The sequence below is a fragment of the Streptomyces sp. NPDC006283 genome, from assembly GCF_040613325.1.
Lineage (GTDB): Bacteria > Actinomycetota > Actinomycetes > Streptomycetales > Streptomycetaceae > Streptomyces.
This window is the reverse complement of sequence record NZ_JBEXRZ010000267.1, coordinates 1-9,058: the sequence shown is the minus strand read 5'-3', so window position 1 is coordinate 9,058 and position 9,058 is coordinate 1. Positions and strand designations below refer to the sequence as shown.

Sequence of the window (9,058 nt, the reverse complement as noted above, 5' to 3'; positions counted from 1 at the left end):
CGGGTCGTGTACGTCTTGCGCTTCAGCAGTTCTGCCGGGTCCGTGGCCAGGCCCCAGACCAGCAGCCCGAGGCCGGCCGCCGCGAGGACGATGCCTCCCGGGCCGCCGCGCCGGGTGCGAGTGCACCCGCCCAGAAGGCCAGGGTGTCGCGCAACGCCTCCGGGCGTACGACCGCGTCGATGTGGCCCGACGCGAGCTGGCCCTCTGCCGTGTACGCCGACGGGTCCGCGTCCGCAGGGCGCACGCGGGAGCCCGCGAAGCCGACCTGGGCGCCGGGCAGGGCCAGGATGACGTCCGCACCCGCCCCGAGGGTGGCCCAGCCGCCGCCCGTCGTCGGGTCGCGGAGCACGGCGATGTGCGCGAGCCGCGCCTCACGCAGCAGCGCGGACGCCCGGGCGACCCGCTGCAGCTGTGTCAGCGCGACCATCCCCTCCTGCATCCGGCTGCCGCCCGTCGCGATCAGTGAGACGAGTGGCAGCCGGCGCTCACGGGCCAGGGTGTACGCGGCCTCCAGCCGGTCCCCGGCCCGCCCGCTCAGCGAACCGCCCAGGAAGCCGAACTCGAAGGAGATCAGCACGCATTCGGTGCGGCCGAGCAGGGCAGTGCCGTAGACCACGGACTCCGCGGAGCCCGTCCGCCGTGACGCGCGGGCCCGCTGGGCGCCGTAGCCCTCCCAGTCGAGCGGACCGTCCCCGGTGGCCGGCAGCTCGGCGAGCTCCTGTTCCGTGAACCCGTCGCAGACCAGGGCGACCGCCTCGCGGGCGGACAGGCGCTCAGGCATGGAGCGCCCGCTTCATGATCTTGCCCATGTCGTTGCGCGGCAGGAGGTCCAGGAACCGCACCGTCCGCGGCCGCTTGTGCGGCGCGAGCTGGGCGGCGACATGGTCCGTCAGCTCCTCCCCGGTCGGCGGGGACTGCGGGTCCGCGGCCACGATCCAGGCGACGACCCGTTCCCCGAGGTCGGCGTCGGGCTCGCCGGTCACCGCGGCCTCGCGCACGGCCGGATGGTCCAGCAGCACGTTCTCGATCTCACCAGCCCCGATCTTGTAGCCGCCGCTCTTGATCAGGTCGGTGGCCTTCCTGCCGACGATGCGCACATGGCCGTCCGCCTCGCGCACGGCCATGTCCCCCGTGCGGAACCAGTCCCCGTCGAAGGCCGCGGCCGTCGCGTCGGGGCGGTTCAGGTACTCCGTGAACAGGTTGTCGCCGCGTACCTGGATCTCGCCGATCGTCTCGCCGTCCTGCGCTGTGATCTCCGTGCCGTCCTCCTCGACGAGCCGCAGCTCCACTCCGCGCAGAGGCACTCCGACGGTGCCCGGCCGGGCCTCACCGTCCACGCGGACGCTGGTGTTCATCAGGGTCTCCGTCATCCCGTACCGCTCGACGACCCGGCGGCCGGTCGCCGCGGTGATGCGCGCGTGGTCGGGCAGCGGCAGGGCGGCGGAGCCCGACACCAGCAGCCGCGCTCCGGCCAGCGCCTTCGTCAACTCCGCGTCGTCGGGCAGCGCTTCGGCCAGCCGGTGGTACATCGTGGGCACGCCGAAGAGCATCGTGCCGCCGGAGCTCAGCTCCCTCGTCACGCCCTCCGGTGTGAAACGTCCCAGGTGCCGCACCTCGCCGCCGCGGCGCAGCGGGCCGAGGATCCCGAGGATGAGCCCGTGCACATGGAACAGGGGCAGCGCGTGCACCAGGACGTCGTCGGCGCTCCACTGCCAGGCGTCCTGCAGCGCGTCCAGCGTGACGGCGATCGCGCGGCGCGGCAGCACCGCGCCCTTGGGCGGGCCTGTCGTGCCCGAGGTGTAGACGATCATCGCGGCTGAGCCGGCCCCCGCCTCCGGCGGCAGGGTGCCCGCCGGGCCCGTGACGGGGATGTCGACGCGCTCCAGCGAGCGCAGCCGCGAAGGCAGCTCGTCCTCCGGTCCGGCGAGCACCAGGGACGGGGCGCTGTCGGCGAGGATGTGCGCCAGCTCCCGCTCGCCGGTCTTCGGGTTGAGCGGCACGACCGGTACGCCGGCCAGCAGCGCTGCCACCGTGCCCACCGCCGTCTCGAGCGTCGGAGCTGCCCACAGGGCGACCCTCCCGGCCTCCGCGATCCGTGCCGCGAGGGCGCCGGCCGCGCCGTTCAGCTGCCCGTACGTCAAGGAGCGTTGCCCGAACCGGAGGGCGATGCGGCCGGAGCCGGGGGTCGCGGCATCCAACGCCGGAAAGAGCGGACTCATGCCTGGTCCTCCTCGTGTCACATGCGGAGGCGTCATTGTCGCGCTCCCGCCTTCGGCGCACGCCGACGTGCTGCCGGGAGGCGGCGTCCGCCCGCGTCAGGCCGTCGGCCGGACGGTGCGCATCCGCCCGTACGCGTACACACAGCCTGCCAGGGCCGGGTCGGACGCCGGTATGAAGCCGATCGAAAACGAGTCCTCCGCGCTGCGGACCGCGCGGAGCGACGTTCGTCGCGGCGGCCGCCCCGCTCACGGGCCCCGGGCCGGGCACGGGATCTACGGGAGCGGCAGCGCGATCTTCACCGCGTAGACCGCGACGAGGCCGTATCCGACGCGGAACGTCCAGGCGCGCGCCCGGTCGGAGATCCGGGCACCGGCGAAACCGCCGGCCGCGACCAGCAGCTGCTGCCACACCAGCGAGGCCACGAACACCCCGCCGACGAAGACGGCTCCGGCGGCGCCTGTGTGGAGGGCGGCGCCCTGCGCGGTGGTGAGCGCCGCGAAGTAGAGGGCGGTCGTGGGGTTGATGAGGGTCAGAGCGGCGAAGCGCGTGAAGACCCGGACCGGTCCGCCAACGGCGCCGGCGGTCGCGGCGGGGTCTTCCTCGGCGGGGTGCGCCTTGGTGCGCGAGGACAGCAGACCGTGTGCCGCGATGGCCACGAGGACGAGCGCCGAGGCGAGACGCACCCACGCCTCCACACCGGACAGCGCGGATGCGATCAGGGGGCCGAGGACCGTGGCCACCGCCGCGTACGCCATGTCGACGACCGCGACGGCGGACGCCGCGGCCACCGCTCCTCGTCGGTCGCGCATGCCCTGCTGGACCAGCAGCACCCCGATCGCGCCGATCGGCATGGCCACACCCAGTCCGGCCACCGCACCGGCGGTCGCCGTCGTCCACAGCTCGCTCATGGCGCACCACTGTCGGCCCTCGCGCCGCACCGCGCGACTCATTTACCGGCGATGCCCGCCCTGTCCGCGCGCCCGTTTCCCGTCGCCCTACAGCGCCCGGTGCCAGGTCAGGGTCGTGCCGCGCTCCCCGTCGTCGGACAGGCCGTCGTCCGTGACCGTGAGCCGTACGCCCCGGCGGCCGTCCGGCAGCCGTACCGTCGCGTCGACGTGCACGGTGATCGAGGAGACCTCGCGCCTTTGATGGGCTGCGGCCAGCGCGCCGCGCAGGGCGGTCAGCAGCCCGCCGCCCACCGGCTCGCGCATCAGCGAGTCGACGGCCCCGCTGAAGTGCACCGACGGGGAGAAGCCGAGCGGCACCGCCGCGCCCCGGGTCTCGTGCAGCACCCGGCCCCTGAACGTCGTCGGCGCGTCGGCCGGCGGCTGCTGGAGGGTGAAGATCGTGGTGCGTACCTCCTGGATGGTCGAGTCGAGCTCGTCGACGGCCCGGCCCAGCAGCTCGTCCGGTGCGCCCGTCCCGGCTCGACGGCGTGTCGACTCCAGCAGCATCTCGGTGGCGAACAGCCGCTGGACGACCAGGTCGTGCAGATCCCGGGCGATCCGGTCCCGGTCCTCGTAGACGGCGAGCTGCTCGCGGTCGTGCTGCGCGTCCGCGAGGACGAGCGCCAGTGCGGCCTGCGAGGCGAACTGCGTCGCCAGCAGCCGCTCCGGTGCCGTGTACGGGCGGCCGCCCCGACGCCGTGGCAGGGCCAGCGTGCCGATCAGCCGACCGCCGCTCTGCAACGGCAGCAGCATGCTCGGCCCGAAACGGCTGCGCACATGGGTCGTCATCCGCGGGTCGGTGGCCGAGTCGTCGACGAACACCGGCTGGCCGCCCAGAAGTTGAACGAGAATCGGCGATCCGGGCTGGATGATGGTGCCGACGATGTCCCCCGGGTCGTCCGGGGCGGAGGCCGCGACGATCTCCATGCCGTTGTCCTCGGTGGGATGGAGCACCATCCCGGCACACGCCCCGGCGAGGATCCGGGCCTGCTCAGCGACGGTCATCAGGGCGTCGTCGGCGCTTTGGCCGGTGAGCAGCGCGTTGGTGACGGCTGCGGCCCCCTCGATCCAGCGCTCGCGCTGACGCGCCGTCTCGTACAGCCGGGCGTTGCCGATGGCGATGCCCGCATGGGAGGCGAGCACCTGCAGCAGCGCCAGATCCTCGGCGGTGAACGGGCCGCCGTACTTACCGGCCAGGTGCAGATCCCCGAACTCCTCGGACTCGACCCTGATCGGGACTCTCAGCCGCTGCCGCTCCTCGAGCCGAACGCCGGCCGCGGCCGCCTCCTCGGCGCCGTCGGACACCGGCTCCTCCGTGGCGTCCGATCCGGCTGTGAACAGCTCGCCGACATCGCCGCGTTCGGGCTCGATCACTCCGAGCGCGGCGTACCGGGCGCCGGTCAGTCCGGCGGCGGTGTCGACGATGCGCTGGAGGGTGGCGTGCAGATCGAGGTCGGTGCCGACGCCGATCACCGCCTCGAGAAGCGCCGCGACCCGGGCAGTCCCGTTCCCGGGTCCGGCCGTGTCCCGGCCGGCGTCGGCGTTCACCGCTTCGGCCCTCCCCGGCCGCTCAGTCCAGTTCTTCGGTCACCGGGTCGAGTTCCAGGGGCTGGATCCGGCCCTCGAGCATGGCGCCGAGGCCCTGCACGGTGCATGTGTCGGGCCGCTCCGCGATGGTGACGGTCATTCCGGTCGCCTCCCGCAGCATCTGGTCGAAGCCGGGAAGCAGAGCGCTGCCGCCGACCATCGTGATGCCGCGGTCGACGAGGTCGGCGACGAGGTCGGGCGGGCAGTCCCGCAGCACCCGGCCGATGCCGTCGAGCACCGAGGTGAGTGGTGTGTGGATCGCCTGCCGGACGGCGGCGGTGTCGACACGGACGGAACGGGCGAGGCCGGTGGCGACGTCCCGGCCGTGGATCTCCGTCACCGACGGGCCCTGCTGGGTGAGGCCGTTGCCGTGCAGGGTGATCTGGAGCGGGCGCACGGACTGACTGGGCAGCATCAGCTCGTGCTGGTGGCGCAGGTGCTGGATCACCGCGTTGTCGATGGCGTTGCCGCCGATGGGGATGCGGGTGGCGGTGACGATCGACCCCATGGACAGGACGGCGATCTGCGTGGTCGCGGCGCCGCACACCATGATCATGGCGCCGCTGGGCTCCTCCACGGGGAGGCCGCAGCCGACGGCGGCCGCGATCAGGGTGTCGACCAGTTCGACCCTGCGGGCGCCGAGACCGACCAGGGTTTCCACGGTGGCGCGCTGGGCGAGCGGGTCGCTGTCGTGCGGTGTGCTGGCGGCGGCGCGCAGCCGGGGCTTGCGGCGCAGCTGGCGCCGGAGCTTTTCGCCGAGCAGGTGGCGGAGCATTCGCTGGGCCATGTCGATGTCGACGACGGTGCCGCCGGAGACAGGGCGGGCGACACGGATGTAGTCGGGTGTGCGGCCGGTCATCTTCTCGGCGAGGGAGCCGACCGCGATCAGCGCTCCCGTGCGGGTGTTCACGGCGGCGACGCTCGGTTCGTCGACGACGAGTCCGATGCCCTTCACGAAGACACGCGTTCTGGCGGCTCCGAGGTCGACGGCTACATGGCAACGGCGCAACTGCTCAAGGCTGACGGTCACGGCGGGTCCTCCCGAGTGCGGTACTTGTTCGCATCGTGCGATCACCGCGGGCCGGGCGCGCGCTGGGATGCGCCGGTCGGGGGGTGCCGGGGGACACCCGACCTGACGGGCCGCCAGATCAGTCCGTGAGGCGTTGCAGCAGGCCCCAGGTGAATTCCGCGACGCGCGTCTCACCGCCGGGCAGGGTGAACGCCAGCCGCCATCGGGTCGGCGCCGAGCCCTCCATCGGACGGGCGGGCGGGAACGCCTTCGCGACCTCGTCCACGGTGCACGACCACGGAGCCAGGTCGTCCAGTGTGCGCAGGTCGGGGCCGGCCATGCCCGGAGCGCGTACCAGCCACTCGTTCCACACCGCGCCGTTGTCCGCGGCGAGCACCTCGAAGCGCAGGTCGGGCCAGAGCGGCGTCGGCCACAGGTGCGCGTCGCATTCCAGGTCGCCGATCCGCCGCCGCTGCACGGAGGCGGGCTCGCCGAGGACCGAGCGGTAGCGCGCCAGAGCGCCCCGTGACCTCGGGGAACGCACCATCGCCTGCCACCGCCGGTTGGCCTCGCGCATCTGCGTGAGCGAGGCGCCCAGCCGACGGCGGGCGTCCTCGACGAGGTCCGGCTGGAAGTCGGCCATCCGCCGCAGAAGCACCAGTTGGAAGTCGAGCGGGCCGAAGCGGGCGTCAGGGTTCATGGCCGACATCCTGCCCGCCGGCATGCGTCAACCGTGGCGAGTCGGCTCGCCGCGGAAGGCGTCTTTCCACACAGGATCTACACAGGGCGGCCCACCGTAAGCACCCTGCGGGCGAATAGCCTGCGGGCGCCATGGATTATTGCCACCCGTGCGGACGGCACCTCAACGGCGCCCTGGCCTGTGCCGGGTGTGGAACACCGGTCGAGGAGCTCCGTCACCACAGCCCCAGCGCTCCCGAGCCGGACCACGTCTACGAACTGGACGTGGAGCCCGAGCCCGTGCGCAGCCCCGGGCCGCGCCGTTCGCGCCGACAGGCCGCGCCGCAGCGGCGCAAGCCTGCGGGACGCCGTGCCCGCAAGCGGCGCGGCCGCAAAGTGCTGCTCGGAACGCTGGGGCTGGTGCTGGCGGCGGGGGCGCTGAGCCTGGCCGAGCTGGCCATCGAAGACTCGGGCGACGACGGCGCGGCGACGGCCGTGCGCGAAGAGCCGGTCGTCGAGTCGAAGACCCCGGAGCCGACGGCCTCCGAAGAGTCGAACGACGTGCCGGACCAGGTGAAGGAGCCGGCAGTCACGAAGTCCGGCTCCCCGCGTCCCGGAAGGTCCGGCGCGGGCAAGGGTGAGGGCTCGGGCGGCGAAGCTGCTGACGGCGACGGGGAGGGCGACGGCGCGAAGCCGTCGGACTCGGAGCCGGCCGAGGACGGCTCCCCGTCCGCGTCGTCCCCGGACGACCCGCCGGGCGAATCGAGCCCCAGCAGCACCGGCGAGCCGCCCACGGACCCGGGCGGCGACGATCCGCCGAATCAGGAGAACCCGCCGCCGCCTCCGGAGCCGACGCCGACGGAGACGTGCGAACGCTGGCTGTTCTGGTGCATCTAGGGCTCTGGCACGCTTGGCGGCTCAGGGGCGGGTCACCCGAGGCGCGACAGGCGCCTGAGGCGCGCGTCTTCTAAGGCGCGTCCGCGGCCGTCCGGGCGGCTGCGTCCTCACCCAGCATCCGCTGGAGCAGATCCCGCAGCACCGTGCGCTCCGCCGCGGTCAGCTGCGCCAGCGGCTCGCGTGCGAAGTCCAGCGACTCCCGCAGCCTGCGGGCCGTGTCGCGGCCCTCCTGTGTGGCCGCTGCCAGCTTCACCCTGCGGTCGCCCGGGTCCGGGCGGCGCTCGACCAGGCCGCGTGCCTCCAGGCGGTCCACGATCCCCGTGACGTTCGACGGCTCACACTTCAGCTTCTGCGCTATGCGGCGCATCGGCGTGCTCTCCATGGACAGCAGCGCCAGGACGCGGGCCTGTGCCCCGGTGAGGGTGTGCTCGGCGGCGGCCTGCTCGTATTCCGCGTGGTAGCGGGACACGACGGCGCCGATGAGCTCGACGACCTCGAGGGTCACAGGGTCTGTTCGCTGGGTGGCCATGGCATCAGGATAGCGATTTACTTGACAACATGAAATATCCAGGCGCATGGTTGTTTCAGGTAATGAAGCTTTTCTAGGAGGCACGCAGCATGTCCGCACTTCCCGCGTCCGGCCGTGAATGGCACCTTGTCGCCCGCCCGCACGGCTGGCCCAAGGCAGAGGACTTCGCGCTGCGAGAGGCACCGGTCGCAGAGCCGGAGGAGGGCCGCGTCCTCGTGCGCAACGTGCACTTCTCCGTCGATCCGTACATGCGTGGCCGGATGAACGACGTGAAGTCGTACACCCCGCCCTTCCAGCTCGACCGCCCCATGGACGGCGGCGCGGTCGGTGAGGTCATCGCGTCGAACGCCGAGGGCTTCGCGGTCGGCGACCATGTGCTGCACGGCCTCGGCTGGCGGGAGTACGCCAGCGTGCCCGCCCAGCACGCGACGAAGGTCGACGCCGCCCTCGCCCCGCTTTCCGCGTACCTCGGCGTGCTGGGCATGACGGGCCTCACCGCCTACGCCGGGCTCTTCGATGTCGCGTCCTTCAAGGAGGGCGACACCGTCTTCGTCTCCGGCGCCGCGGGCGCCGTCGGCAGCCAGGTCGGCCAGATGGCCCGCATCAAGGGCGCCTCGCGCGTCATCGGCTCGGCCGGCTCGGACGAGAAGGTCAAGCTCCTCGTCGAGGAGTACGGCTTCGACGCGGCGTTCAACTACAAGAACGGCCCGGTCGCCGACCAGCTGAGGGAAGCCGCTCCCGACGGCATCGACGTCTACTTCGACAACGTCGGCGGTGATCACCTCGAGGCCGCCATCTCGTCGTTCAACGTGGGCGGCCGCGCGACCATCTGCGGGATGATCGCGCAGTACAACAACACGGAACCGACCCCCGGCCCGCGCAACCTCGCTCTCGTCATCGGCAAGCGGCTGCGCCTGCAGGGCATGCTGGTGAGCGACCACGCCGCGCTCCAGCCGCAGTTCGTGCAGGACGTGGCCGGTTGGATCGCCTCCGGCGAGCTCAAGTACAACGAGACCGTCGTCGAGGGCATCGAAAACGGGTACGAGGCCTTTGCCGGGCTTCTCCGCGGCGAGAACACCGGAAAGATGATCGTCTCCCTGGCCCGCTAGGGTCTTTCGTTTGGATCAGGCCCTTGGTGCGGACCAGCTCGATGCCCTGAACATGGTCGTCGATGTGGAGCCAGTCCCGGAC

Annotated in this window: 8 protein-coding genes and 1 pseudogene; 2 read left to right on the top strand and 7 right to left on the bottom strand. The window is 72.6% G+C overall.

Annotated elements, in window-relative coordinates; all coding sequences use genetic code 11:
* Positions 1-139 precede the first annotated feature (139 nt).
* The 6 genes and pseudogenes from ABZ070_RS33025 to ABZ070_RS33000 all read right to left on the bottom strand — a co-directional run.
* Positions 140-781, bottom strand: a pseudogene (locus tag ABZ070_RS33025) (carboxyl transferase domain-containing protein); the annotation flags it as partial.
* Positions 774-2,219 carry an acyl-CoA synthetase gene (locus ABZ070_RS33020; protein WP_356639341.1) on the bottom strand — a complete coding sequence of 482 codons (1,446 nt, stop codon included), beginning with the start codon at positions 2,217-2,219 and terminating at the stop codon, positions 774-776. The gene ABZ070_RS33020 and the pseudogene ABZ070_RS33025, both read right to left, overlap by 8 nt.
* 273 nt (positions 2,220-2,492) lie before the next feature.
* On the bottom strand, positions 2,493-3,128 hold the full coding sequence (locus tag ABZ070_RS33015) for a LysE family transporter (RefSeq protein ID WP_356639339.1): 636 nt from the start codon (positions 3,126-3,128) through the stop codon (positions 2,493-2,495).
* An 87-nt stretch (positions 3,129-3,215) separates the two neighbouring features.
* Positions 3,216-4,640 carry a GAF domain-containing protein gene (locus ABZ070_RS33010; RefSeq protein ID WP_356639343.1) on the bottom strand — a complete coding sequence of 475 codons (1,425 nt, stop codon included), beginning with the start codon at positions 4,638-4,640 and terminating at the stop codon, positions 3,216-3,218.
* Positions 4,641-4,737: 97 nt separating this feature from the next.
* Positions 4,738-5,784 carry a rod shape-determining protein gene (locus ABZ070_RS33005; RefSeq protein WP_356639337.1) on the bottom strand — a complete coding sequence of 349 codons (1,047 nt, stop codon included), beginning with the start codon at positions 5,782-5,784 and terminating at the stop codon, positions 4,738-4,740.
* A 118-nt stretch (positions 5,785-5,902) separates the two neighbouring features.
* Complete coding sequence (locus ABZ070_RS33000; protein ID WP_356639335.1) at positions 5,903-6,463, bottom strand: hypothetical protein; 561 nt, start codon at positions 6,461-6,463, stop codon at positions 5,903-5,905.
* Between the two features lie 131 nt (positions 6,464-6,594).
* Here ABZ070_RS33000 and ABZ070_RS32995 point away from each other — a divergent pair, with 131 nt between their 5' ends.
* The gene (locus ABZ070_RS32995) at positions 6,595-7,338 is read left to right on the top strand and encodes a hypothetical protein (RefSeq protein WP_356639333.1); all 744 of its coding nucleotides are present in this window, start codon (positions 6,595-6,597) and stop codon (positions 7,336-7,338) included.
* A gap of 70 nt (positions 7,339-7,408) precedes the next feature.
* Here the strand turns inward: ABZ070_RS32995 and ABZ070_RS32990 are convergent, their stop codons facing one another.
* Complete coding sequence (locus tag ABZ070_RS32990; RefSeq protein ID WP_356639331.1) at positions 7,409-7,867, bottom strand: MarR family transcriptional regulator; 459 nt, start codon at positions 7,865-7,867, stop codon at positions 7,409-7,411.
* An 89-nt stretch (positions 7,868-7,956) separates the two neighbouring features.
* On the opposite strand from ABZ070_RS32990, the gene ABZ070_RS32985 reads away from it, so the two are divergent.
* The gene (locus ABZ070_RS32985; protein ID WP_356639329.1) at positions 7,957-8,976 is read left to right on the top strand and encodes an NADP-dependent oxidoreductase; all 1,020 of its coding nucleotides are present in this window, start codon (positions 7,957-7,959) and stop codon (positions 8,974-8,976) included.
* Positions 8,977-9,058 lie beyond the last annotated feature (82 nt).